The sequence below is a fragment of the Synechococcus sp. O70.2 genome, from assembly GCF_047462135.1.
Taxonomy (GTDB): domain Bacteria; phylum Cyanobacteriota; class Cyanobacteriia; order Thermostichales; family Thermostichaceae; genus Thermostichus.
The window spans coordinates 1-23,086 of record NZ_JANSIS010000005.1 but is presented as its reverse complement, the minus strand read 5'-3'; the positions used below and the strand labels follow the sequence as shown (position 1 = coordinate 23,086).

Sequence of the window (23,086 nt, the reverse complement as noted above, 5' to 3'; positions counted from 1 at the left end):
AGGTGTTCAACACCCCTACCTCTGGCGGCGTGACATTGCCGCAGCCCCCAGCACTGCTTCTGTAGCAATGGGGCGAGATTGAGGGATCCAAAAAGCTCGGCCTGGAGCGCCTCGGCAGGCGGCATGGGTTAAATGACCTCGCCCTCGGACGTGATTCTCCCCTTGAGTTTGCCGGCTCGTTTTTCAGCTTCCTCAAGAACAAGAGGCAGTTGCTCCAACACCTCGCCAGGGTACTTCTCCAACACTCTCAAGGAGAGGGCGACCCGCCCCTTGGTCTCATCCACATCGATGACCACGGCTTTGATGGGCTGCCCAGGCTGGAACAAGTCGGAGAGGGAGGCGACAAAGCGTTGGCTGACCTGCTTGATGGGCAACAGCCCGCTGGCCCCTTCCTCCAGCTCCACAAAAATGCCAAAGGGCTTGAGGGCGCTGACCTTGCCCCGCACCACTTGGCCAGTGGTATAGCTCCCCAAGCTCTCCACTTGTCGGGCCACTCGCTGGGAGAGCACCAGCTTGTTGGCTGCGGGGTTGACCTCCAGCAAACTGGCAGTGAGGAATTGGCCCACTAGCTCCTCCAGAGCTTCCCGCTGGATGAGATGGGAGCGCGGAATGAAGCCGCGCAGGCCCTGCACATCCACCACCACCCCGCCCTTGTTGATGCCAATCACCGGCGCTGTGACCACCTCGCCTCTGGCTTGCTTTTCGGCCAGCTCTTCCCAGAGCCGCTTCAGCCGCAGCCGCCGCACCGAGAGCAGGATCTGCCCTTCTGCGTCTTCTCGCAAGATGAGAAACTCGGCTTCGCTTTTGAGGGGAAACACCTGGCTTAAGTCTTCCTCTGAGCCAATCCCAGCTTCCTTGAGAGGCAAAAAGGCTGGCGACTTGGCGCCAATATCCACCAAAACGCCGTCGCTCTGGTGCTGGAAGATGCGACCTCGCACTACCTGGCCCGGTCGGAAGTCAAGGCCTTGGGCCGCTAGAGCCTGGGCAAAGTCTTCTGCGGAAAAGATCTCGGCAGCGGGCGGGCGAGGGGAGTGCAAGCTCATGGCCAGGGTAGCAATGTGAAGCAGTGCGCTCCAGGATAACCCAAAACAGAGTCAGGATCCCAGCCCTTCCTGTCTGCCTTGACTTTTGCTGCAGCTTAGATGTAGTACATCAGCCTGGCCTGTTGCCCTTGGGCCTGCCGGTCGCAGAGATCCTGCAAGGTTGTCTTTTGGAGAATGTCCACTGCCGCTGCTTGGGCCTCTTGCCAAGCCTGCAGAAGCACCTGGCGCTCTGGAGTGAGATCGCTGCTGGGCAAGGTGCGGGAGCGGCTCAGCTCCTCGCCCTCGATGGCCTGAATGACGTCTAATAGGGAAATCTGCCAGGGCGGTCGAGCCAGAAAATAACCCCCTTTGGCCCCCCGCTGGCTACGCACCAGCCCTTGCCGGCGCAAGGTGGCCAACAGTTGCTCCAGGTAGCGGTCGGGAATGGACTGATGGGCTGCAATCTCCCTAATCTGCAACACCCGGCCGTCGTTGTAGTGCTGGGCCAATTCCAGCAGCGCCAGGAGCGCGTACTCGCTTTTGCAGGACAGCTCCAAAATACCCATCCTTAGCTGTAGGGATGAGATCTATGATATTCCGGTTTTCCGCCGGGGTTTTGTGGGATCCTGCTCTGGGCTGGGATTGGGCTTGTATGGTGGAATAGGCCTCTTTGGATCGATCTATGGTGGGTGCGGGCACCCGGATGCCGGCGGAGCGACTGCAAACTTTGCAGCAGCAGATCGGCAGGCTGATGGCCAACGTCGAATCGGTATTCCAGGGCAAGTCGCAGGTGGTGCAGGCGGTGGTGACAGCCTTGGTGGCAGAAGGCCATGTCCTGCTAGAGGATGTGCCGGGAGTGGGCAAGACCACGTTGGCGCGGGCCATAGCCCGCAGTTTGGGGGCCAAGTTTCAGCGAATTCAATTTACCAGCGACCTCTTGCCGACTGACATTCTTGGCCTCACTCTTTTCAACAAGGAAAAAGGGGAGTTTGAGTTTCGCCCCGGCCCCATTTTTGCCCATGTCATCCTAGCCGACGAGATTAACCGCACCTCGCCGCGCACCCAAAGCGCCCTGCTAGAGGCGATGGCGGAAAAGCAGGTTTCGCTGGACGACCGCACCTACCCACTGCCCCGCCCCTTCATCGTGCTAGCCACCCAAAACCCTTTGGAGTACCACGGCACCTATCCCCTGCCAGAAAGCCAGTTGGATCGGTTCTTGGTGCGGCTGTCGATTGGCTACCCCAGCCCTGAAGTTGAGCGATCCCTCCTGTTGCATCGGCAACAGGCGGATCCCGTGGAGGCTCTGCAGCCCGTGCTTTCGCTGGCCGAGTTACGGGAGATTCAGGCGGCGGTGGATCAGGTGTACCTGGAGGGATCCCTGGCCGACTACCTTCTCCAGGTAGTCCAGGCTACACGCACCTCCAAGCTGCTGCGGGCTGGGGTCTCCACTCGAGGGGCGTTGGCTTTGGCAAGGGCAGCGCGAGCCAGGGCCCTCGTAAAGGGACGCGGCTTCTGCCTGCCCGAGGATCTACAGGCCTTGTTCGTGCCGGTGCTGGCCCATCGTGTTTCCCTAGCTGGAGGGGGAGAGATGGCAAGTAACCGCCGGCAGGAAGCCGAAGCCATCATCCGCGACATTGTGGCCACGGTCGAGCCCCCGGTTTGATATTCCAGAAGACAGTCGAGGGGGTTGCCCTGCCTGAGGCTTGCGCTTCTCTGGCCCAGGGGCTGGCTAAATTGGGGGCTGGCAGAGCTAGGGGGCCTTTGCGCCGCTTTTCCGGTAATGGAGAATAGGGGATAGATTCTCACGGCTTCAGGATGAGCCAGCTACCTCAGACCACTGCCCATGTGCAGATCACCCGCCGCTCCTGGCAGGAGGGTGCCATTGAAGGGGAAGTCAGCGCTAACGGCTGGGTTTGGCACTTTTGCTGGCGCTTTCGAGGTGGAGGGCTTAGGGTGGAGCCCTCAGTGGGGCGAGCCCTGATTTGCGATCCCTTGAGCCGTTTTTTGGAGAAATCGGATTACCTGCTAGAGCCCGGCAGCAACTACTCATTTGTTATTCGTAGCCGCCTCTAAATAGCCGTTTGGAATCCTCACGCGGGAGAGGCTAGCGCTGAGCAGACCTCCCTTTCCTCGTCATGTCGGCTACCTCCGTGCTGCCGGCGGACAAGTTCTAATATTGGGATGGTCGTTCTAGGAGCTGCCTTCATGACCTCTTCCTCCCACCTAGCGGCTGCAGAGCAGGCCAGTGGTTCTGCTAACGGCCTGAAGGAGGCCTCTCTCCTGGCGCAACGGGATTCCTTGGACCGGGCCCTCCCTAGGGACGAGGTGCTCGATCGTCGGAACACCTTGTTGAACCAGCGCCTGCAACTGGTTGAAGAACTTTGGGAATCGGTAATCCTGCGGGAGTGCGGGCAGCCGTTGGTGGATCTGCTGCGACGGCTGCGCTCCCTGTGTTCTCCCGAAGGGCAAGCTCTAGAATATCCAATCCCAGAAGTCTTCCAAATTGTTGAGAACCTTAGCCTTGAGGAAGCCATTCAAGCAGCGCGCGCCTTTGCCTTGTTCTTTCAGCTCATCAACATTGTTGAACAGAATTACGAGCGGGCAGAAGAGTCGGATATGCGCATGGTGGACAGCCAACAGCGCACCGTGCGGGAAAACGAAAAATTTGAACGGCTCTTCCCCTACCTGCGGGCTCAGGGAGTGCCGCCTGGCTTGCTGCGCCGCCTGCTGGAGCGGCTGCACATCCGCTTGGTGTTTACCGCCCACCCCACTGAGATTGTCCGCCACACCATCCGCGAAAAACAACGGGTCTTCTCCCGTCTGCTCAGCCAACTGGACTGGGCAGAGCAGTTCGACCCTCTGCAAGCTCAGATGTTGAGAGAACAGCTGGCAGAGGAAGTTTTGCTCTGGTGGCACACCGACGAGTTGCACCAGACCAAGCCGACGGTGCTCAACGAAGTCGATTACACCCTGCACTATTTTGAAGAGGTACTGTTTCAGGCTATCCCTCTACTGCACGAGCGCCTCAGGCGCAGCCTGAAAAAGTCCTTTCCCACCGTCGAGCCGCCCCCTGCAGGATTTTGCAACTTCGGCTCCTGGGTGGGCGGGGATCGCGACGGCAACCCTTCAGTGACTGCCGACGTAACCTGGCAAACAGCCCGCTACCAGCGCAACCTCATTTTGGGCAAATACATTGAGTCGGTGAAAGCGCTCACCAAAACCCTAAGCGTCTCTTTGCACTGGGGAGATGTGGACAGCCAACTGCTGGACGCCCTCGAGCAGGATCGCCGCCTCATGCCTGAGGTCTACGAGACCTTTTCCTTGCAATACCGCCAGGAGCCCTACCGACTGAAGCTCAGCTACATCCTGCGGCGGCTAGAGTTGACGCGGGAGCGCAACCGCAACTTGGCTGATTCCGCCTGTCTGCCCGCTCCTCCTTCCTTGGGCAACGCTTACGCCAGCGCCGAGGAGTTTTTGGCCGACTTGCAACTCATCCAAAGAAGCTTGAAAAACAGCGGCCTTGCCTGCCGCCAGTTGGACTACCTCATCGAACAGGTACAGGTCTTTGGCTTTCACCTGGCTCACCTAGATATCCGCCAAGACAGCAGCTACCACGAGGCCGCGCTCACGGAGATCTTCGAGTACTTGCGCATCTTGCCGCGGCCTTATAGCCAGATGACGGAGGAGGAAAAAAGGGCTTTTCTCCTGCAGGAGCTGCAAACTCGGCGGCCCCTGATTCCGCTGGAGGCTCCTTTTTCTGAGAAAACGGCGGAGCTGATTGCCACCTTGCGTACCCTGCGCCGCCTGCAGCAGGAGTTTGGTCGAGACATCTGCCAGACCTACATCATCAGCATGAGCCGCCAGTTGAGCGATCTGCTAGAAGTTTTACTGCTGGCCAAGGAGGTGGGCCTTTATGATCCCATCAGCGGGCGCGGGTCTCTAGCGGTAGTGCCGCTGTTTGAGACGGTGGAAGACCTGCAGCGGGCGCCGGAGATCTTGCGGCAGTTGCTGGAGATCCCCTTCTATCGCCAGTACCTGGCCCAGCAGGAGAATTTACAGGAGGTGATGCTGGGCTACTCCGATAGCAACAAGGATGCCGGCTTTTTGAGCAGCAACTGGGAGATCTACAAGGCCCAGCAGCGGCTCCAGGCGGTGGCCGAGGCGTGTGGGGTAAAGTTGCAGATCTTCCATGGGCGGGGTGGCTCGGTGGGTCGCGGCGGCGGGCCGGCTTACGAGGCCATCTTGGCCCAGCCTGGGCGCAGCGTGGGGGGCCGCATCAAGATTACCGAACAGGGAGAGGTGCTGGCTTCTAAGTATTCCCTCCAGGATCTGGCCCTTTTCAACCTAGAGACGGTTACTAGCGCTGTCATTCAGGCCAGCCTGCTGCGCACTTACCCCAATGACCTGCACGAGTGGTCGCGCCTGATGGAGTCCCTAGCGGAGCGCTCGCGGCAGGTGTACCGCAACCTGGTCTACGAGCAGGAGGGCTTTGAGGAGTTTTTCCACGAGGTCACTCCTATCGAAGAGATTAGCCAACTGCAGATTAGCTCTCGCCCAGCCCGCCGTAGCGATGGCTCAAAGGATATCCGATCCCTGCGGGCCATCCCTTGGGTATTTAGCTGGACGCAAAGCCGTTTTCTCCTGCCAGCCTGGTATGGAGTGGGCACTGCCCTCCAGGAATACGCCGCCCAAGGCGAGCACCATCTCACCCACCTGCAACACCTCTACCGCGAGTGGCCCTTCTTCCGCATGGTGATCTCCAAGGTGGAGATGACTCTGGCTAAAGCGGATTTGCAGATTGCTCGCCACTATGTCCAGGAAATGAGCTCCCCCGAGCGTTTGCCGCGGGCAATGGAGCTGTTTGAGCTCATTGCCCAAGAAATGCACCGCACCCGCGAGATGGTTTTAAAAATTACCGGCCATAGGGAGCTGTTGGAAAGTGACCCCTACCTAAGACGCTCAATCCAGTTGCGCAACCGCTCCATTGTGCCCCTGGGCTTTATTCAGATCTCGCTGCTCAAGCGCCTGCGCGGCAAGCAAAGACCCCCCCTTCACCCCAGCCAGCACAGCCGCGCTGAGCTGCTGCGCGGAGCCCTTCTCACCATCAATGGCATTGCCGCTGGCATGCGCAATACCGGCTAAAGGCTTTAGGGGTCTGCTGGGTCAGCTAAAACAAGTCATCCTCGGATTCGTCCGGCTCTGCCTCCTGCACTTCCACCGACTCCACCTCGACGACGCGGCGAGAGGAAGGGCGAGGCTTTGCTTCGGCGTAGCTCTCCTCTTGAGTTTGGGGTAGACGGGGAGGACGACGTCGGCTACCGACGTCAGTGCTTTGCTCCTCCTGGGTATCGTCCCGATACTCCTCAGGGGTTGGGCGACGAGGGCGACGGGCGGAAGGCGGAGGGGAAGACTCAGCCTCCTGCTGCAAGGTTGTCTCTAGCTCTTCCTCGTCATCCTCCGAACGACGACGCGGGCGCACCTGCGTACTGCTGGTCAACTGTGGCCGCGGGCGGCGCGCTGGTTCCTCGCTGCGCTCAGGAATGGAGCGGCTAGAGGAGGAGGTATCGCGAATGCGGGATCCGCTGGCCGCGCTGGCAACGGCACGTCCTTGGCCATAGCCATCGGGCGGATAGGTGCGGCTAAAGCCTTGACGCCGCATAGCTGGACGAACTCCAGTTATCTGGCGCACCTTCTCGTTTAGGAGAATGCGCAGGCGGAAGGTCTGGATGGCAAACCAGCCCGCCATCACCGCCAACAGCACCTGGGCAAAAAACAGCAAGGGGATTAGGCGCTGACCTTCCAGGAGCAGAGAGATGGAGTAGATCAGGCCCATCGTAGCGAAGATTACATCTGACTCTTCCGAGGCTTCGGGCTTGACAAAGCGGACGGCAAAGATGGCTCCACTGGCAATTGCCACCAGGGCTGCCATCAAAAAGTAGGGGCTTTGGGTGAGAAACATGCCAGGGATCCCCAAACGATAGGAGCGGGAAAGCTGTAAGCTTTACCCCTTTCAGAGCCGATCCTAACACCAATCCTTCTGCTGGCACGGCCCAGGATCAGGATGCTTTGGTAGGGAGGGGTTGGTGCTAGAATCGACGGCAGCTCCCAGTAGGCTCCATGCTGTACCTGGCACGGGTAGACAAGAAAAGTCTTTTTGGCCCAGCGGAGTTACAGCTTCTAGCCCAACAGGGCGAGAAGGGGATTTGGACACCGCTGCCTCAGCCGGAGCGGATTACTCTCAAGGAGGCAGCCCCTTACAACGTTGGGGTGTTGCTGCTGGTCGAGCTGGGAGAAAACCGGCAGGTGCAGCAGGTGGAAGAGGCGGCGATGAAGCTGGTGGAGATGCTGCACAGCCTCTCCCAAGCCTACAGCCTAGTTGACTGGACGGAGATTGAAAACTGGCGTTTTTCCCTAACTCGGCAAAGCCAAGAGTTAAGCCGTCGCGAAGCGGAGATAGCTGCCCGTCAGGAGCAGCTGCAACAGTGGGAAGCTCAACTGCGGCAAAAGCAATCTTCCTAGACGGGGCTGAGATCGGGCCGTAACTCGCGAGCGCCTCTTAGATAAACGTGGTGCATCTCCGCCTGGGTCAGGGGAGTGTTCAGTTGGATTAAAACACGGATGCAGCGGGGCAAAGCGCCATTGACCTCCATCTGTTGCACGTCCAGCAGAGGCACTGCCTCCCAGCCAGGACGGCGGCGGGCAAATTGGGCAGGAAAGGCGGCATCTAGGTCAGGGGTAACGGAGAAAATGACGCTCACTACCTCTGCCGGATCAATGGCGTTGCGATGTTCTAGGGCATCCAGCAGCTCGTTTACTGCCGCACCAATGGCCTCGGCAGTGTTGGCCGGCACGGTGATGGCTCCTCGAATTGCTCTCACCCGCCACCCCAATGGCTTGGCCCTCGTGCCTTTGAGCTCGTCTTGCTTTCACAAGATTATACAGTTTGTCTCTTTGGGATCCCACCCCCTCCTTGCAAGCTAGGGGGCAGGCTGCAACACCTTCTCTAGGATCTGCTCGTGGCTAAGGCCCGCGTCCACCCAGGTTTCTGCCTCCTTGAGGCGGTTGGCAGCCGTCAAGATAAACAAGTTGCTTTTTGCCCCCAGAGCCTCGCTGGTGGTTTGCACGCAGGCCAAGTCCTGGCCAGTCAATTGGCTAAACCAAGTGGCCAATAGCCCTGCCTCCAAGAAGCCCATTGGGCGCTTAAAGTGCGGAGGTGTGGCAGCGGCGAAGGGAGAGTTGCGAATCGACACCACCACTACCCCCTGGTCTTTGTAGGTCCAGTCGAGGTCGATCAACCCCCAGCCGTGGGTTTTCCAAGCCTGTTTGAGATTCTGGAGAAAAAGGCCCATCTCCAGCTCAGCTAGGGGCTTTTGGTAGTAGTCGGAGAGCTCCTGGGCAAAGCGGCGGAAAAACTCCTTGCCCCACATGCGACCACAGTGGCGCAGCACCAGACGGGCTGCTTGTCCTGTCTCGTATTCCAGGCCAGTGTAGATGGCTCGCAATAAGGTTTCTGGAAGGGCTAGGAGACGGTCGCCGTGGCGACTTTCTAGCAAACCCGACTCCAGATCGCTTTGCAGGTAGAGGCTGGGCGCGTAGTAGTTGGCCAAAACCGGCGTGTAGGGATCAAAGCCGGCAGAGCTGTTGGCAAGGGAAACGGTGTCAGCCATAGGGGATCCCTGGGTTGGCGAATGGAAGCCACCGCTAGGCGGCTGGGAGGCCGCTTAAAGCTAGCAAAGCTGCCTGCACGCGGGTAATCAAGGGACGGATGAACTCGAGTTCGCCAGGTTGTAGGCAGTCTTTGAGCTCCTGCTGGAAAAGCCGATGGGCAACTTCGTAGACGTTCTGCAGCCCATACAGGCGCACTTCCTCTTCCATCCAGTCGATGAGCCGCTCTTTGAGGAGGTTTTCGTCCTGCAGCAACATGGCCAGGGCGCTGTGCCGCAGCAACAGCAACAGGTGGCGCCGGCACAGATCCACGACCTGGGGGGAGAGGTTGGGCATCTCCTTCTGCAGAGCCTCCAAGGTGCGGCCCACCATCTGAGCCTCCCCCTCCCGCAGAGCCCGGTACACGTGCTGCCGTTTTGGCCAGCCGAGGACATAGGCTTTAAGCTGATCCAGCTGCTCCGAGGTGAGGTAGCGAGCCTCTGCCTCGATTAGCATTTGCTCCAAGGGGCTGACCATCTTGCTTCTCCTAGAAAGCTAGCGTTCAAAACAGGCCAATAGGTCGTCCAAGGTGATCTGCTCTTCCTCTGGCCCAGCTTCCGGTACCGACCCCAGGGATTGCCAAGAACGGGCCGCCAAGGCCAGGGGATCCCCGGGCCAGGGGATGGAGTTAAGGTACTCCCGCACCCGTAAGAAGGGCATTGGCAGCAAGCGGCTTTGCCGTGGGCGGTTATCCCAGTTCAAGCGGGCAAAAAAGCTCTGCACCGACTCCTCTAGAAAGCTCTCTGGCGTCATGCCTTGGCCACCCCTTGACCAGAGCGCAACCTTTGGGCAATTTCACTAGCCGTGGCCCCCTCGTTGAGCCAAAAGGCAGCCGCGTCAATGCGCTCTTTGCTGCCGAGCAAAAACTTGCAGTAGCTTTCCCCCATGGAGTAGCACTGGATCTCGATGCAGTTGAGCTGCCGCTCTACCATCGTGCTGAAAAAACCGGCAAATAGGCCGGCGTAGAGGTGGCAAACGGGTTTGCCCACATCCCCCAAGGTGCGGGCCACAGCCGAGTCGAACAGGTTGATGAAAATAAACCCCTGCCGCCGGCTTTCGAGCTCGACTTCCCAGCGCCCCCAGCCTTGCGAGGTCAGAGGCCACCACCAGGTTTCCAGGAGAAACATGAGGTGGGTCTGCTTGGGCTTGCGCCGATACTCCTCCTCGAACCAGCGGGAGAAGTGGAGAGCATCGTTGCGCCCCCACTCGCGGCCAATGGTATACATCAAAGAAGCAGAGGCATCCCCCACCTCTTCTTCCAGCCCCTGCTGCAAGCCGAGGATAAAGTCTTCGCTGACCAAGACGTTGCGCGCGCCCGTCCAGTCCACTAGAGATCCCCGCGAGGGGTCGAAGCGGTAGAAGTCCTCACGGCTGTAGTGGTTGTGTCGCTGGGCAGCGGGCTGCAGGGCGAGCTCTAGGGTGCCGGTTGTCATGGCTGGAGGCGAGGAAGGTTAATTGTTTCACCCTTCTTGCTGAATCATAACCTTTCTGCTAGAAGCTTTTCGATGGATGCGCCAAGAGCTCCTGCCGCTGGGAAGCCAGCGACAACAAAGAGGCTAGGGGAATTTGGGTTTAGGGGTGAGGTCGGACTTTGACAAAGGCGATGGCGGAGCGCCACAGCAGCGATTCTTGCCCCTCCGCGTCCGCTAAGCAGAGACAGTCGGGATCCTGCCAGCGTAGCTGGCCGATGAAGACATCTCCCGTATTGAGCTTAACCTCCAGGATTTCTCGATCCCGAATCACCTTCTGTAGGCGACGCACACTCGGGATCCCAGTGTCAAAGTCGGTCACGGCAGTCCTCTTGGCCAGTGAACGGACGGCGTATCGGCAAGCGCACTGCTCTCAGTATAGGGGATCCCTGCCGGCCCGCACCTTGGCTTAGCCAACGCTAAAAAGCGCTCTCGCCCTTTGACCCACTTTTTCTGCCAGCGGCTACTAGGTAGGGGGGTGCGCTTAGAGAAGACGGCAAGCCTTGTCGACCTGCCGTGTTCTTCTGTTCTCCCCGGAAAAAGCTAGCGGAATAGCGCTGGGGTGGCAGAACGTGCACCTGTCGCCCTAGAGAGGGCCAATCCCGTTGGGGATCCCTTCTATCTACCGCTTTGCCACCGAATTGTTGTCCTTTTCAACCATCATCCTTGCAGGAGAGAAGCTATGGCAGTTGAGAAAGTGAACTCTTCTTCGAGCTTGGCCGAGGTGATCGATCGCATCTTGGACAAGGGCATTGTGGTCGATGCCTGGGTGCGGGTTTCGCTGGTGAGGATCGAGCTGTTGGCCATTGAAGCGCGCGTCGTCGTGGCTTCGGTGGAGACCTACCTGAAGTACGCCGAGGCTGTGGGCCTAACGGCTACTGCTGCCGCTCCCGCTGTCCAAACCTCCTAATCGACTTCCCAGCTTTCAACAAAGCCTCAGCCTTTAACTAAAATGCAGTCGGCAAGTGAGGCAGGGGTTCAAAAGAATCTCTGCCTCCTCCCCCTTCAAGCGATTGGCTTGCGGTTTGAGGGGAAGTAAAAAACTGCCAAGGAGAGAACGCCATGAGTTTGCAGGAGCAGTGGGCCGAAGCCCGCAGCCGACGGGTGGCTCAAAACCTAAGTTTGTTGAGCGGATCCCGGCAGCAGCGCCTGGAGCAGCACCGCGCTCTGATGGCCGAGCTGAGACAACGTCGCCAGGAACGCCAAGAGGCAGTACGGCAGCAGAGGGAGCAAACCCGCAGCCAACTGCGCAGCCTGGAGCAGAACCGAGCGGCGCAGTGGGCTTTGGACAAACATGCCCGTCTAGAGGCTGCAGCGCAGCGGGCCCAAGGAGTGGCGGTGCTTCTCTCTCGCCTGGCCCAAGAACGGGCCGCCCAATCGCAGGCGCAGCGGCAGGAGCTAGAGACTTTTCAAGCCGACTTGACAGCGATGGTGAAGAGCTTGCTAGCCACCTATGCCCAGGCGCGGCAGGCCATGGCCAATCAAACCCGACAAGTGCGGCAGGCTTTCTATGCCGACTTGCGGCAACGGGTACGGCAGGAGCTGGCTCGGATTGCCCAAGAACAGCGGGCAGAAGCCCAAGCGCTTCGGCAGGCTTTGGCGGCTTTCCGCAGGGCGTTGCGCGAGCAGGTGTGGGGGGATGGGATCCCTGTCCGCCTACCTGAAGATTCTGGGGCTGTTGAGAAGCAGTTTGAGTGTTGGGACAAACCCCCAGAAATAGCTCCAGGCGAAGCTCCTCAGCCAGAGGCTACAAGCAAGAGCGAACCCCCAGGGGATACTCCTGTAGCGCCGCCACCCCCTGAGCCCTCTCAAGATCGAGTTGCACCCCCACTTGCTGGCGAGGAGCAGCCGGATCCAATCCTGAACTACGTCAACAACTATGTGGCAGCCCTGCAGGCGCAGGATCCCAACCTAACCTTGCTGCAGGTGATTGGCGATCGGGAGCGGGTGCGGGATCTGCTGGCCCGCGGTGCCGTGGATCTGGGGGTGGATCCCTCGGAAATCTTGGCCACCTTGCGGCGTATGGTGTCAGCGACGGCTGTGATCTCAGTTCCGCCCCCGTCTCCGTAAGCGCAAGAAGACGGTTACGGCTTACGGCTATAGTCCAGGCAAGTTAAGCGTTGGGTATTGATATGGCTACGGTTTTGCAAGCGCGTCCCCGCCAGTTTGTAAGCACTCCCTACATTGAGCGGATTACCCGCCGCGCCTTGCGCTATCTGCAATCCGGTTTTGCCGTGCATCTGCGGGGGCCTTCGGGCACAGGCAAGACCACCCTGGCAATGCATTTGGCCAGCCTTCTAGGTCGCCCCATCATGCTGATCTACGGCGACGATCGCTTTGATTCTTCCGACCTCATCGGGGGGCGCACTGGCTTTACCCATCGGCGGGTGGTGGATAACTTCATCCATATCAGTGGTGAAGGTAGAGGAAGATGTGCAGCAGCGCTGGGTAGATGCCCGCCTCACCTTGGCCTGCCGGGAGGGGTTTACCCTCATCTACGACGAGTTCAACCGCTCCCGCCCCGAGGCCAACAACGCCCTCCTAAGTGCCTTGGAAGAAAGGCTGCTGGTTTTGCCGCCGGGCAGCCACCGCTCCGAATATCTGCGGGTGCATCCCCAGTTTCGGGCCATCTTCACCTCCAACCCCGAGGAATACACGGGGGTTCACAGGGCTCAGGATGCGCTGCTGGATCGGATGATTACCATCGATATTGGGGAGCCCGACATCGAGACGGAAAAGGAGATCCTCATTTCCCGCATTGGCCTATCGGCTTCCGACGCGCTTAAGATTGTCCACCTTGTCTGTACCTTCCGCCGCAGGTTGGATCTGACTCGCCAACCCAGCCTGCGCAGTTGTCCGATGATTGGACGCATCGTCAGGGAGCACGAGCTGGCGGTGAGTAAGAACGATGCCGATTTTCGTGCTCTGTGTGCCGACGTGCTGTTGCCCAGGGCCGGCAAGCGCTACGAGGAAGGAGCCCAGGTGCTCAACTACTTGCTGGATCAACTGCCCAACTGATATTGGTTTGCACGCTTTGGAGGAGAATTCCCAGTGCCCATTGCCTCTCAACCCCTGGCCACGGCAACGCATGGCTCTTCTCTGGCCGATGTCCTGGAGCGGGTTCTGGACAAGGGCATTGTCATCGCTGGAGATATCACCGTTTCCGTGGGCAATGTGGAGCTGCTCAGGGTGCGCATTCGGCTGCTGATCTCTTCGGTGGACAAGGCCAAGGAGATTGGGATCAACTGGTGGGAATCGGATCCCTATCTCAGCAGCCAGGCGCGGGAGCTGCTGGAGACCAACCGCCAGTTGCTGCAGCGGGTTAGCGAGTTGGAAAAGCAACTGGCTCAAGTCCTGCCCAGGGGAGGGGATGGCAAGGGCTAACAGGCTGCCCCAGCAGCGGGATCAGGGATCCCGGGCTAGACTGGCTGCTGGAGTGGTTTAACCAGGGGAGGGAATGGCGAGGGGGATCGACCTTGACCAAAGGAGCTTGGGCCGCCAGAGGAAGGTGGGTTGGGCGGTGAGCATAGGGTTGGCCCTTGCGATCCCCGGCCCAGCGTGGGGGCAAAATCCACGCGCCATCAGCATTAGCGCCGATGTTCAGGAGGCCAACGCCAATACAGGGGTGTTCGTAGCCACTGGCAATGTTACCCTCCGCTTCCCTGCTGAGCGCCTCACGGCCCGCGCTCAAAAGGCAGTCTACTACAGCCAAGAGCAGCGGATTGAGCTGGAAGGCCGGGTCACCGTCCGCCAAGGAGAAAATCAACTCCAGGCCGAGAAAGTCATCTATCACATTGGAAAAGGGATCATTCAAGCCGTCGCCTCGCCCGGACAGCAGGTGGAGTCTACCTACGTGCTGCCGGCGCCCACTGCCAGCCCTTGACCCAATCTCAACTAACGCCCACGAAAGGATTCGAACCTCCGACCCCTGGGACCGGAACCCAGTGCTCTAGTCCGCTGAGCTACGTGGGCAGCCTTCAGACCTTATCCTACCCTCCCACTGGCCTGCTTGCAAGTCCCGAACGGGGGCAAAGCTATGGCGATGCTGGGGGCTTGGCCCCAAGCGCTGCAGCGCTAGCCAGTGCTCCCGTGTCCCATAGCCGACGTTGGTGCGCCAGCCGTAGCCGGGGTACTGGGAGTCCCAGCTCTGCATCAGGGCATCCCGCCAGACCTTGGCCACGATGGAGGCAGCAGCGATGGAGAGGCTGAGCTGATCCCCTTTGACCAGCGCCGTCTGCTGGGATCCCAGCTCCGCCAGCGGCAGCCCATCTAGCAGGATGTGCCCCACTTCCCCCACCTGGGCCAGAGCTCGCTGCATGGCTAGCAACGTCGCCTGGCGAATGTTGAGTTGGTCAATTTCGGCAGCAGAAGCACTGCCAATGCCTACGGCCAGGGCTACTTGACAAATCCGCTCTGCCCACTGGGCACGCTGCCGTGGGCGCAGTTGCTTGCCATCCTTTACCCCTGCCAGCACCTCGGGATCGAGGTAGGGTGGCAGGATGACCGCCGCTGCCACCACCGGCCCCGCTAGGGCTCCCCGCCCCACTTCATCCACGCCTGCTACCCGCAGGATCCCCTCTTGCCACAGGGATTCCTCCCAGCTCAAGCTGGGCTTCGTTGCTTTGTCCATACGGCCACAGCGCTATCTCAAGCAAGAGCGCTAACCGGCTTGGCTAGCTGCTGCGAGAGCGCCGTCGTCTGGAGGCTGCTGGAGACTGGTGAGAGGGATCAATGACCACTTCTGGCGGCGCCTCTGTTGCCGGTGGCTTTGCTATTGATTCTGTAGGCAACCGTTCAGGCTGGGCAACTTCCGCCAAAGGCGCGCCGTTGGTAGAAGTTGTGTCGGTTTTTGCCTCCACCGGGCTGTCCACCTTGGCCGTGCCTGGCAAAATGACCCTAACCACCGTGTCTCGGCCCGCCGGCGGCGGCTGATCCAGAAGCAACAGGGGTGACAGCCCCAGCTCCGAATAGACCCGCTGCTGGAGAGGAGTCATCTCCACAGTGATGGTTTGTCGAGCTGGCTGGCTCTCTGGAGACTCTGTCCCACTGGCGCGCCCAGCGTCCTCCCCCCGGCCAGGGCGATGGACTTCCTTGCGCTTCTGCTCTGCCCCTGCCACTGGCGGTGGCTGCGGGCTTTCCTCTTCTACTGCTCCCTCTTCGCGAGGCCGTTTGCGCACCGGCTCAGCCCTGGCTTCCTCTGGCTCCAGTCGCTCTCCTTGAGCAAGCCGAGAGCGGTCTAGACTTGGCAACGCCCCATTGCTTCCCACCTGCAGGCGCGCCCGCTGGGAATCACCATTCCGGGGCAGAATTGGAGCGCCCTCCTCTTCGCCCTCCTCAGCCTCGCCAGGCAGCGTTACCGGTCGTCCACTTTCGACAGTTAACAGCCGCCCCGGCTCGGATCCCGGCAGTCGGGCCAGGATCCCTAGCCCCTCACAGGTGGGGCAGGGGTAGCCAAAGATCTCATAGAGGCTCTGCCCCTGCCGCTTGCGGGTGAGTTCCACTAGCCCCAATTCCGAGAGCTGAACCACCTGGGGGCGGGCCTTGTCATGGGCAAGGGCTTTGTTGAAGTGTTCCAAAACCAGCAGCTGATCCCGGCGGGAGTCCATGTCGATGAAATCCACCACGATCACGCCGGCAATGTTGCGCAGCCTCAGTTGGCGGGCAATCTCGGTGGCAGCCTCGCAGTTGGTCCACAGCACCGTCTCGCGGGAAGTGGCCGACTGGGTGAAAGAGCCAGAGTTGACATCGATCACGGTCAGGGCCTCCGTGGGCTCGATGACGATATAGCCCCCGGAGGGTAGATCCACCCGCGGCCGCAGCGCCTGGCGAATAACCGCATTGACCCGGAAATACTCCAAGATGGGGGTGGGCTCACGGTGAACCTCGACCACAACGCCGGGCGGCATTTTTCCTTTGTTCCAGCCTTGCAGATAGCTGCGCACCCGCTTCGCACCGGCCACCGAGTCAGTAACGATGCGGTTGACATCGTCTGAGTAGACGTCCCGCAGCACCCGCTGGATAAAATCCTCGTCTCGCCTCAGTAGACCCGGCCCCCGTGCCGCCTGGTACTGCTGTTGAATCTCTTCCCAGAGCTTTTTCAATTGCTCCAGGTCATCGATCATCGCCTCTTCGGCTACTCCCTCGGCCTCAGTGCGCACCAACAGGCCCATCTGGGGAGGCTTAATCAAGATGGCTAGCGATTTCAGGCGATTGCGTTCTTCTCGATCCTCGATGCGGCGAGACAAATACACCCCTTTGCCGTAAGGTCGCAGCACCAGGTAGCGTCCTGGAAGAGCCAGGTCTCCCGTAAGACGCGGCCCTTTGTTGCCAGTGGGCTCTTTCATGACCTGCACCAGCACTTTCTGTTGCGGCAGGACCAGTTCGGAAATGGGAGCCTGGTTGCGTTTGAGGCGCAGCGGGCCTAGGTCACTGACGTGAATAAACCCGTTGCGTTCTCCAGAGCCGATATTGACAAAGGCGGCATCGATGCTGGGCAGGACGTTCTCGATGACACCCACGTAGATATCCCCCACCTGGTGGGTGCCACTGGCGATGATCAGCTCTTGGACTTGGTCTTCGGCAAAGACAGCGGCAATGCGGTGTTGCTCAGCAATAACGATCTGCCTAGGCATGCATTTTCCTCCCCGCCCCCACGGCCTGCGGTTTTGGATTTGCCCTCGTCTCGGAGAAGTGGTGTTCTAGGATTGGCTCGATTTGACAACAAAATTGACTTATCGTGCAGCTGTCCATTACCCTAAGCTCTGCTCCAATGGCCAACGACGAACTTTATAGACAGGCAGCAGGAAAAAAGTAGCCCAGCAGAGGAGCCTGTGGCAGCCTAGCCACCTCTTGCCCGTAACTTGCCTGCAGGAAAGAAGCCTGTCCTCGGGAGAAATGAAAAGCTAGGTCTAACTGGAAGAGGCACACCTCTTTGTAGCACCTGGCGCCTGGGCCCTGTTGCGGCTGCTGCCTGCTCTGGATAGTGAGCTCAAATTTGGCCCGACTTTTGCTGGCTGCTCATCTTGCCTTGGGTCAGGTTGAGGGCTAGCAAGGGTGGCAGCGGCAGAAGCCAGGGGTAGCAAAATTATAGCGCTTGCGGGATCCCTCAGCCCAGCTAACCCTGATACCGCAGCCTGACTGGGGATTTGTCCAGGGGATCCTGCCACCCGTCCTCAGTCGGAATTCAAGGTGCCGTCCTCCCACAACAAGCGCAGCCGTTTGGCCGCCTGCAGTGTCCAGCGAGGCAAGCCCAGGGCCTCGGCCATTTGCAGCAGTTGGTTGGGCCGCAGGTAGGCGCCGTTGTTGCGACAACTGCCGCGGTAGAAGAGGTAGGCGCTGCCGTCGGGGGCCAAGCCCTGAAACTCCAGGTAGTATAGCAGGGGACGGGCATTGAAGAGAGAAGCTTTGCCCGACTTGGAGACTTTTTCAATCCAGATCTCGCGCGCATCCAGGATCTGGGTGACCCAGGCTGGCCAGTCGGCAGTGGGCGACTCGCAACTTACAGTGAGCTGATACTCAGCGGCATAGACGGCTTCGGTAGCCGAGGGATCTCGCAGGCCAATCTCTTGGATGGCCCGGATGGAGATTTCTGGCGGCAGTTGTTCGACCAGCAGGGCGCGCAGTTCGTCAGGGGTAACGGGCCCCTCGGGGCGCTTTAGCAACTCCAGATCGAGGACTTCGCCGTAGCCTTCCTGGCCGATGGGCAGGGCGTTGGCGTTGGCTAGTCGAGGCATGGGGTGGTAGCCGCCGCTGAAGGCTAGGGGCAAGCCGGCGCGCCGACAGGCCCGCTCCCATAGGCGCATGAGATCCAGGTGGCCTAGCCAACGCAGATCCCCGGTTTTGCTGTAGGTGATGCGGAAACGCTGGGCAGGCGGCTCTGGCTCGAGAGGATCGGGGGTGGGGGTGGGGCGGCTTTGCAAGGGCGGAACGGGCGGGGGCGGGATGACAATGTTGTGACCAAAGCCGGGACCGCAGACGCCGCAGGCGGAGCACTTCTCGAAGGAGCAGTCTTCTACCGTGATCGCTTCTAGGGCGCGGCGGTAGTCTTTCTGCAGCCATTTCTTGTCGATGCCGGTATCGATGTGATCCCAGGGCAAGGGATCCTCCAGGCCAAATTCGCGCATCGGGAGATAGGCGCAGAGGGCCACTGGATCGGCGCTGGGATCTACCGCCTCGCCACTGTAGGCCTTCACCCAGGCGGCATAGGCGGCGTCGATGTTTTCCCACCAGGCATCCAAGCCGGCGCCAGCTCGCCAGGCCTGCTCGATCATGCGGCCCAGGGAGCGATCCCCTTTGCCAATCAAGTCCTCCAGGATGCTAAAGCGAATATCGGTAAAGTGGGCCTTGACTCCCCGCAGCCGCCGCAGTTCCCTTTGCAGCAGATCCTGCTTGCGCCGCACGTCAGCGTAGTCCACCCGGTGCCACTGGAAGGGCGTGTGGGGCTTGGGGACAAAGTTGGAGAGGGTGAGGGTAAACTCCACCCGCTTGCGGCCCAGGGCCGCACATTCTCGCTGCAGCATCTCGACCGTGCGGGCAATCCCAATCACATCGTCGTCAGTCTCGCCGGGCAGGCCAATCATGAAGTAGAGCTTAATTTTGTCCCAGCCCTCCTGGACTGCAGTGCGAATGCCGCGAATGAGGTCAGCATCGCTAAGGCCCTTGTTGATGATGTCCCGCAGCCGTTGCGTGCCGGCCTCCGGAGCAAAGGTCAGCCCCGAGCGGCGGGATCCCTTCATGATGGCGGAAATGTTCTCATCAAAGCGATCCACCCGCTGGCTGGGCAGGGAAAGGGCAATGTGCTGGCCAAGGAGACGGTTATGTAGCTCTGCTCCCACCGCTGGCAGGGAAAGGTAGTCAGAGCAGCTGAGAGAAGAAAGAGAAAACTCGTTGTAGCCGGTCTTGCGCAAGCCCTGCACCACCGCCTCCACTACCGCTTCCGGATCGACATCGCGGGCAGGGCGGGTGAGCATGCCGGGTTGGCAAAAGCGACAGCCGCGGGTACAGCCACGTCGCACTTCCACCACCAGGCGGTCGTGGACGGTGGCCACCAGCGGCACTAGACCAACGGAGTACTGCAGTTGGGGCAGCGCTACGCGGCGGCGAATGCGCTCCGGCACCCCAGGCACGATGGGCCGCGGGGGGATCCCCTCGTAAAACTGCGGCACATACACTCCTGGCACCTGGGCCAGCTCCAAGAGCACCTCCCGGCGGGGCTTGTGCAGGGATCCGGCCAGCACCTGACCAATTTCCGGCAGCACCTCTTCCCCATCCCCGAAGACGAAGAAATCAAAAAAGTCGGCAAAGGGCTCTGGGTTGGAGGTGGCAGTCGGCCCACCGGCAAAGATGAGGGGACACTCTTGTGGGGTAAAGGCTTGCCGTTCCCACCACTTGAGCGGGATCCCGGCCAGATCCAGCATCTCTAAGATGTTGGTGCCCCCCAGCTCATAGGCCAGGCTAAAGCCGACGATGTGGAAAGCGCGCAGGGGGCGACGCGATTCTACGGCAAACAGCGGGATCCCCAGCTGCCGCATCCGAGCCGCCAGATCCGGGCCTGGCAAGTAGGTGCGGTCGCACAACTGGTCTGGCTGGGCGTTGAGGATGTTGTAGAGGATGATGTGGCCCAGGTTGGAAGCCCCCACCTCGTACAGCTCCGGGTAACTTAGCACCCAACGCACCCGTGCCGAGTCCCAAGGGCGATGGACAGCCCCGAATTCTTTGCCCAAGTAGCGAGCTGGCCGCTGGATTTCAGGCGTGAGCAAGCGATCCAAATCAACGGGTTCTAGGTGTGCTTCCGTGGCAGCCGCAGCAAGCATGGGGATCCTGGCAAGAAGTAAACGCAGCTACTAATTCTGACTCTAGCCGAACTTTTCCAGCAGCCCAAACCCGGCGTGGTTTCTGTGTAGGCAACGGGCGCAACCCTCAAGAAAAGGACAGCTCGACGGGAAGTGATCCCGTAAAGATCCCTCCAGTGGGGCAGTGGAGATAAACCCCGCTCCTAGCTAGGGGTTGTGGAAAAGTCCGCTTTTGTCTAGTGTTGTATCAGTCTTCAGAGCGGTCAATCCTGCTCTTCCTCCGCCTCGAAGGAGTACCCAGAAGCTACTGCCAAAGCTTCCAGCGAGCGGAGTCCCACGTAACTGCGGCCATTGATAATCCAAGTGGGATAGCTGGTGATCCCTGCCTTCGTACATTCCTCAACCTGAGGCGTGCCGGGCCCGTTGGGCGAGCACTCCACGTAGGGTATCTGGGCAAAGGCCGACCCAAACAAGGCCTTCTGCTCTTGGCAGTGGGGGCACCAATAGGCCCCGTACATGGTGGCGCCAATCTTGCGCAGGTGGGCTGCTAAGCCTGCCGCTAGGGGGCTGGGCGGAGGAGCCTGCTTGGCGTACACCCCAAGGGTAACTACCAACGTAAATAGGCCCACGAGAATGTAACTGAAAGCCAGCTTGGCCCAGTCCAGCCAGCGGTGGCCAAACACCGTGACGAGCCACAGCCCCGCTACCAGCCCCATCGCTGCCGTGCAGTACAGGCAGAATTGCCGTAGCACCGCCACCATCAGGTAAAGCATATACATCTCAAAGACAGTCATGGCGGAAACCAAGCCAAACAGGGCTGGCCATCGCCACCGCTTCACTCCTGGGATCTCTTCCGGCAGCCCTGCCAGGGCCAAGACGGCTAGAAACCCCAGCAGGCCAATAGCTGCGGTTGGGATCCCCAAAAACTCTGCCCACCGACTGGAGAGCACCAGGTTACACCCCCCATCCCCCCCGCAGAAGGCAGCAGGCTGCTCCGTCAGCTTGGTGTAGGTAAGGTAGGCTGTTAACAGAACTCCCAAGCTGGACAAGAAGACCAAGATTGGGCGCGCATGGCGCTGCAGCCAGGTTTCTTCTGGGGTTCTGAGATGGGAAGCCATAGGATCGTCCCAGCAGCTTGACACCTCTGAAATTATAGAGGGGCAGAGTTGACCTCGTCCGTGGGATCTAACACCGGCAAGCCGGCTGAACGACGTACTTGAGCGGCCAAACTGTCTCCCAGCCGCAGGGATCCCAGCTTGGGGTCAGAGAGGGGGCGGTCGCAGATCCCCCAGCGGCGGCGAAAGTAGCGGGCCAAGTCGGCTTCGGCCAAAACTAGATAAACTGGACGGCCATGGGGACAGGTGTGGGGGTTAGCCGTGCGCTGCCAGGCATCCAGCAACTGCTGCATCTGCTCCAGGGTAAGTGGGACCCCATTGCGCAAGGCACCACGACAGGCCAGGGCCACCTGAGCTGCTTCTAGATCCGCGCAGCGGCTGAGTTCCAGAAGGGATCCCTGCACCTCTTCGGGATCTTCAGAGCAGAGAGCTAGCGGCAGGCGGCGCACCAAATACGTAGCGGGGCCAAAGGGTTCCGGCTCTAGCCCCAACTGTTCCAGCTGCTCCACGGCCTGGGAAGACAATCCCTGCAACATGACTGGTGTCTCGAGCTCCACTAGCTGCCAGTGCCGTTGGATCTCCTCATAGCGCACTCGCTCGTGGGCCAGGTGTTGCTCCACTAGCCACAGCCCCTGGGGGTGCTCCGCTAGAATGTAGGTTCGGTGCAGTTGGGCTAGCGCCTTCAGGGGGGGCAAGGAGCAGCCGGCGGCGGAGGGAACTGAAACCCGGTAGAGCGACTTGGACTCGCTGGCGCGGAGGAGATGAAGAGAGCGGCGGCTGGACTGGGCAGAGCCTGCGTGCAGAAGATCCTGCAGGTACTGGCGCAATTGCTCCTGTCGCTTCTGCGGCTCCTGTAGATAGAGCTCGCTCTTAGCTGGATGGCGGTTCCAGTCCACTTGTTCCGGTGGCAGGCGCAGGTGCACCACTACCAGAGGATGGCGGTGGCGGGGCAAGGCGTGTTGAAAGACTGACTGGATTAACCGTTGCCACTCCAACATCTGCACAAAGCGGCCATTGACGGCTACCCGGATCCAATCGGGGCGAGGGCGATGCAGGCGATCCGGCAAGCCCACCACCAACTCCCAGTCGCTATCCCCCTCTTGAATGCGCCGGTAGCGCAGATCGGAAGGCTCCACCTGCGGCAACATTTGCAGGAGCAGATCCTGCAGAGATTGGCCCGGCCAAAGACTAAGTAGCAGCTGCCCCTCCTGGCAGACTTGCCAGCTAACCCCTGGATGGGCTAGTGCAGCGTTCTGGACCAAGGTTAGGAGTGAGCGCGTCTGGGGCGGGGGACAGCGGCGCAGGGGCCAGCTAGCAAACAAATCCGCCACTGTCACGACTGTCCCTAAAGCGGTGGCTGCTGGCTGCTTGTGGATCAACTCCCCCTGCTGGTCGTAGGTGGCCAGCCAGCCATGCTCATCGGTGGCATGACGGGTCTGGATGGTCAGGGATCCCAAGCGGGCTAGGCTGTGCAGAGCTTCTCCGCGAAACCCCAAGCTGCACCCATCCCACTTGCTCGTGGTATGGCGACGGGCTACCTGCTCCAACTCCGAGCCTGGGATCCCTTGGCCGTTATCGGCTACCCGCACCTGCCAGCGGCTTGGCCAAAGATCTACCTGAACGCGGCTGGCCTGGGCATCGAGGGCGTTTTCTATTAATTCCCGCAGGGCTGCCTCCAGGGAGTCGATCACCTCTCCCGCCGCCATTTGGGCAACTCGTTCCGGACTTAGAGGCCGAATCTTGACTATGGGAATATCCAGCACTGCTCCCCTGGGAGTCCTCTTTGCTCAATACGCCCAGTATGTCCTGAAAGAAAAACCCCTGGCGCTGGGGCCAGGGGAAGTAGAGTCAGGAAACCTGGGGAAGCACTAGCCCCGCACAGCCGGCGCTACCTCCACCGCCGCCAAATCCAGCGGGAAGTTGTGCGCATTCCGCTCGTGCATCACTTCCATCCCCAGGTTGGCACGGTTGAGCACGTCCGCCCA

General features: G+C 60.2%; 23 protein-coding genes, 1 tRNA gene and 2 pseudogenes. 10 read left to right on the top strand and 16 right to left on the bottom strand.

Annotated elements, in window-relative coordinates; genetic code table 11:
* Positions 1-128 precede the first annotated feature (128 nt).
* Complete coding sequence (locus tag NW812_RS06730; protein ID WP_414395192.1) at positions 129-1,043, bottom strand: S1 RNA-binding domain-containing protein; 915 nt, start codon at positions 1,041-1,043, stop codon at positions 129-131.
* 95 nt (positions 1,044-1,138) lie between these two features.
* The gene (locus tag NW812_RS06725; RefSeq protein ID WP_414395560.1) at positions 1,139-1,579 is read right to left on the bottom strand and encodes an RrF2 family transcriptional regulator; all 441 of its coding nucleotides are present in this window, start codon (positions 1,577-1,579) and stop codon (positions 1,139-1,141) included.
* Positions 1,580-1,704: 125 nt separating this feature from the next.
* Here NW812_RS06725 and NW812_RS06720 point away from each other — a divergent pair, with 125 nt between their 5' ends.
* The 3 genes from NW812_RS06720 (at position 1,705) to ppc (ending at position 6,164) form a co-directional block, all read left to right on the top strand.
* Entirely contained in the window at positions 1,705-2,685 is a 981-nt protein-coding gene (locus tag NW812_RS06720) for an AAA family ATPase (protein WP_414395190.1), read from the top strand.
* 152 nt (positions 2,686-2,837) lie between these two features.
* Positions 2,838-3,095 carry a DUF3146 family protein gene (locus NW812_RS06715; RefSeq protein WP_414395189.1) on the top strand — a complete coding sequence of 86 codons (258 nt, stop codon included), beginning with the start codon at positions 2,838-2,840 and terminating at the stop codon, positions 3,093-3,095.
* Positions 3,096-3,227: 132 nt separating this feature from the next.
* A complete protein-coding gene (gene ppc, locus NW812_RS06710) occupies positions 3,228-6,164 on the top strand; it encodes a phosphoenolpyruvate carboxylase (RefSeq protein WP_414395187.1) in 2,937 nt (978 codons plus the stop codon).
* Positions 6,165-6,189: 25 nt separating this feature from the next.
* Here ppc and NW812_RS06705 read toward each other — a convergent pair whose 3' ends face one another.
* Positions 6,190-6,981, bottom strand: coding sequence for a Ycf66 family protein (locus NW812_RS06705; RefSeq protein WP_414395185.1), 792 nt, complete (start codon positions 6,979-6,981; stop codon positions 6,190-6,192).
* A gap of 158 nt (positions 6,982-7,139) precedes the next feature.
* Between NW812_RS06705 and NW812_RS06700 the strand changes: the two genes are divergently transcribed.
* Positions 7,140-7,541, top strand: coding sequence for a hypothetical protein (locus tag NW812_RS06700; RefSeq protein ID WP_414395183.1), 402 nt, complete (start codon positions 7,140-7,142; stop codon positions 7,539-7,541).
* Here the strand turns inward: NW812_RS06700 and aroH are convergent.
* The 6 genes from aroH to NW812_RS06670 form a co-directional block, all read right to left on the bottom strand.
* Entirely contained in the window at positions 7,538-7,912 is a 375-nt protein-coding gene (gene aroH, locus NW812_RS06695; protein WP_414395182.1) for a chorismate mutase, read from the bottom strand. The genes NW812_RS06700 and aroH overlap by 4 nt on opposite strands.
* Before the next feature lie 87 nt (positions 7,913-7,999).
* Complete coding sequence (locus tag NW812_RS06690) at positions 8,000-8,689, bottom strand: V4R domain-containing protein (RefSeq protein ID WP_414395181.1); 690 nt, start codon at positions 8,687-8,689, stop codon at positions 8,000-8,002.
* 34 nt (positions 8,690-8,723) lie between these two features.
* Entirely contained in the window at positions 8,724-9,203 is a 480-nt protein-coding gene (locus tag NW812_RS06685; protein WP_414395180.1) for a hypothetical protein, read from the bottom strand.
* 18 nt (positions 9,204-9,221) lie between these two features.
* Positions 9,222-9,479 (bottom strand): hypothetical protein, encoded by a 258-nt coding sequence (locus NW812_RS06680; RefSeq protein ID WP_414395179.1) that lies wholly within the window; start codon positions 9,477-9,479, stop codon positions 9,222-9,224.
* A complete protein-coding gene (locus tag NW812_RS06675) occupies positions 9,476-10,159 on the bottom strand; it encodes a V4R domain-containing protein (RefSeq protein WP_414395177.1) in 684 nt (227 codons plus the stop codon). The genes NW812_RS06680 and NW812_RS06675 overlap by 4 nt, the downstream gene beginning before the upstream one ends.
* A gap of 139 nt (positions 10,160-10,298) precedes the next feature.
* Positions 10,299-10,517 carry an Hfq-related RNA-binding protein gene (locus tag NW812_RS06670; protein ID WP_414395176.1) on the bottom strand — a complete coding sequence of 73 codons (219 nt, stop codon included), beginning with the start codon at positions 10,515-10,517 and terminating at the stop codon, positions 10,299-10,301.
* Between the two features lie 360 nt (positions 10,518-10,877).
* Here NW812_RS06670 and gvpA point away from each other — a divergent pair, with 360 nt between their 5' ends.
* The 6 genes and pseudogenes from gvpA to NW812_RS06640 all read left to right on the top strand — a co-directional run bounded on the left by gvpA (position 10,878) and on the right by NW812_RS06640 (position 14,078).
* Complete coding sequence (gene gvpA / locus NW812_RS06665) at positions 10,878-11,105, top strand: gas vesicle structural protein GvpA (protein ID WP_414395174.1); 228 nt, start codon at positions 10,878-10,880, stop codon at positions 11,103-11,105.
* A 152-nt stretch (positions 11,106-11,257) separates the two neighbouring features.
* On the top strand, positions 11,258-12,265 hold the full coding sequence (gvpC, locus tag NW812_RS06660) for a gas vesicle protein GvpC (protein ID WP_414395173.1): 1,008 nt from the start codon (positions 11,258-11,260) through the stop codon (positions 12,263-12,265).
* Positions 12,266-12,327: 62 nt separating this feature from the next.
* Positions 12,328-12,504, top strand: a pseudogene (locus tag NW812_RS06655) (AAA family ATPase); the annotation flags it as partial.
* Between the two features lie 106 nt (positions 12,505-12,610).
* The gene (locus NW812_RS06650) at positions 12,611-13,213 is read left to right on the top strand and encodes an AAA family ATPase (RefSeq protein WP_414395172.1); all 603 of its coding nucleotides are present in this window, start codon (positions 12,611-12,613) and stop codon (positions 13,211-13,213) included.
* Between the two features lie 33 nt (positions 13,214-13,246).
* Positions 13,247-13,579: a gas vesicle protein gene (locus NW812_RS06645; RefSeq protein WP_414395170.1), complete on the top strand. Its 333-nt coding sequence runs from the start codon at positions 13,247-13,249 to the stop codon at positions 13,577-13,579.
* A gap of 73 nt (positions 13,580-13,652) precedes the next feature.
* Positions 13,653-14,078: an LptA/OstA family protein gene (locus NW812_RS06640; RefSeq protein WP_414395169.1), complete on the top strand. Its 426-nt coding sequence runs from the start codon at positions 13,653-13,655 to the stop codon at positions 14,076-14,078.
* A gap of 15 nt (positions 14,079-14,093) precedes the next feature.
* Here NW812_RS06640 and NW812_RS06635 read toward each other — a convergent pair.
* The 7 genes and pseudogenes from NW812_RS06635 to NW812_RS06605 form a co-directional block, all read right to left on the bottom strand.
* Positions 14,094-14,167 (bottom strand) — tRNA-Arg (locus tag NW812_RS06635).
* Positions 14,145-14,825 carry a ribonuclease HII gene (locus NW812_RS06630; protein WP_414395168.1) on the bottom strand — a complete coding sequence of 227 codons (681 nt, stop codon included), beginning with the start codon at positions 14,823-14,825 and terminating at the stop codon, positions 14,145-14,147. The genes NW812_RS06635 and NW812_RS06630 overlap by 23 nt, the downstream gene beginning before the upstream one ends.
* Before the next feature lie 43 nt (positions 14,826-14,868).
* Positions 14,869-16,827, bottom strand: coding sequence for an Rne/Rng family ribonuclease (locus tag NW812_RS06625; RefSeq protein ID WP_414395167.1), 1,959 nt, complete (start codon positions 16,825-16,827; stop codon positions 14,869-14,871).
* Between the two features lie 540 nt (positions 16,828-17,367).
* On the bottom strand, positions 17,368-20,007 hold the full coding sequence (locus NW812_RS06620) for a TIGR03960 family B12-binding radical SAM protein (protein ID WP_414395165.1): 2,640 nt from the start codon (positions 20,005-20,007) through the stop codon (positions 17,368-17,370).
* Between the two features lie 242 nt (positions 20,008-20,249).
* On the bottom strand, positions 20,250-21,104 hold the full coding sequence (locus tag NW812_RS06615) for a vitamin K epoxide reductase family protein (protein WP_414395164.1): 855 nt from the start codon (positions 21,102-21,104) through the stop codon (positions 20,250-20,252).
* A gap of 32 nt (positions 21,105-21,136) precedes the next feature.
* Positions 21,137-22,864 carry a DNA mismatch repair endonuclease MutL gene (gene mutL, locus NW812_RS06610; protein ID WP_414395163.1) on the bottom strand — a complete coding sequence of 576 codons (1,728 nt, stop codon included), beginning with the start codon at positions 22,862-22,864 and terminating at the stop codon, positions 21,137-21,139.
* Positions 22,865-22,969: 105 nt separating this feature from the next.
* Positions 22,970-23,086: pseudogene (locus NW812_RS06605) on the bottom strand (photosystem II q(b) protein); the annotation flags it as partial.

Coding starts and splice junctions, on each gene's coding strand:
- NW812_RS06730 (WP_414395192.1), bottom strand. CDS start 1,043: ATGAGCTTGCACTCCCCTCGCCCGCCCGCTGCCGAGATCTTTTCCGCA.
- NW812_RS06720 (WP_414395190.1), top strand. CDS start 1,705: ATGGTGGGTGCGGGCACCCGGATGCCGGCGGAGCGACTGCAAACTTTG.
- NW812_RS06715 (WP_414395189.1), top strand. CDS start 2,838: ATGAGCCAGCTACCTCAGACCACTGCCCATGTGCAGATCACCCGCCGC.
- ppc (WP_414395187.1), top strand. CDS start 3,228: ATGACCTCTTCCTCCCACCTAGCGGCTGCAGAGCAGGCCAGTGGTTCT.
- NW812_RS06705 (WP_414395185.1), bottom strand. CDS start 6,981: ATGTTTCTCACCCAAAGCCCCTACTTTTTGATGGCAGCCCTGGTGGCA.
- NW812_RS06700 (WP_414395183.1), top strand. CDS start 7,140: ATGCTGTACCTGGCACGGGTAGACAAGAAAAGTCTTTTTGGCCCAGCG.
- NW812_RS06690 (WP_414395181.1), bottom strand. CDS start 8,689: ATGGCTGACACCGTTTCCCTTGCCAACAGCTCTGCCGGCTTTGATCCC.
- NW812_RS06685 (WP_414395180.1), bottom strand. CDS start 9,203: ATGGTCAGCCCCTTGGAGCAAATGCTAATCGAGGCAGAGGCTCGCTAC.
- NW812_RS06680 (WP_414395179.1), bottom strand. CDS start 9,479: ATGACGCCAGAGAGCTTTCTAGAGGAGTCGGTGCAGAGCTTTTTTGCC.
- NW812_RS06675 (WP_414395177.1), bottom strand. CDS start 10,159: ATGACAACCGGCACCCTAGAGCTCGCCCTGCAGCCCGCTGCCCAGCGA.
- gvpA (WP_414395174.1), top strand. CDS start 10,878: ATGGCAGTTGAGAAAGTGAACTCTTCTTCGAGCTTGGCCGAGGTGATC.
- gvpC (WP_414395173.1), top strand. CDS start 11,258: ATGAGTTTGCAGGAGCAGTGGGCCGAAGCCCGCAGCCGACGGGTGGCT.
- NW812_RS06640 (WP_414395169.1), top strand. CDS start 13,653: ATGGCGAGGGGGATCGACCTTGACCAAAGGAGCTTGGGCCGCCAGAGG.
- NW812_RS06630 (WP_414395168.1), bottom strand. CDS start 14,825: ATGGACAAAGCAACGAAGCCCAGCTTGAGCTGGGAGGAATCCCTGTGG.
- NW812_RS06625 (WP_414395167.1), bottom strand. CDS start 16,827: ATGCCTAGGCAGATCGTTATTGCTGAGCAACACCGCATTGCCGCTGTC.
- NW812_RS06620 (WP_414395165.1), bottom strand. CDS start 20,007: ATGCTTGCTGCGGCTGCCACGGAAGCACACCTAGAACCCGTTGATTTG.
- NW812_RS06615 (WP_414395164.1), bottom strand. CDS start 21,104: ATGGCTTCCCATCTCAGAACCCCAGAAGAAACCTGGCTGCAGCGCCAT.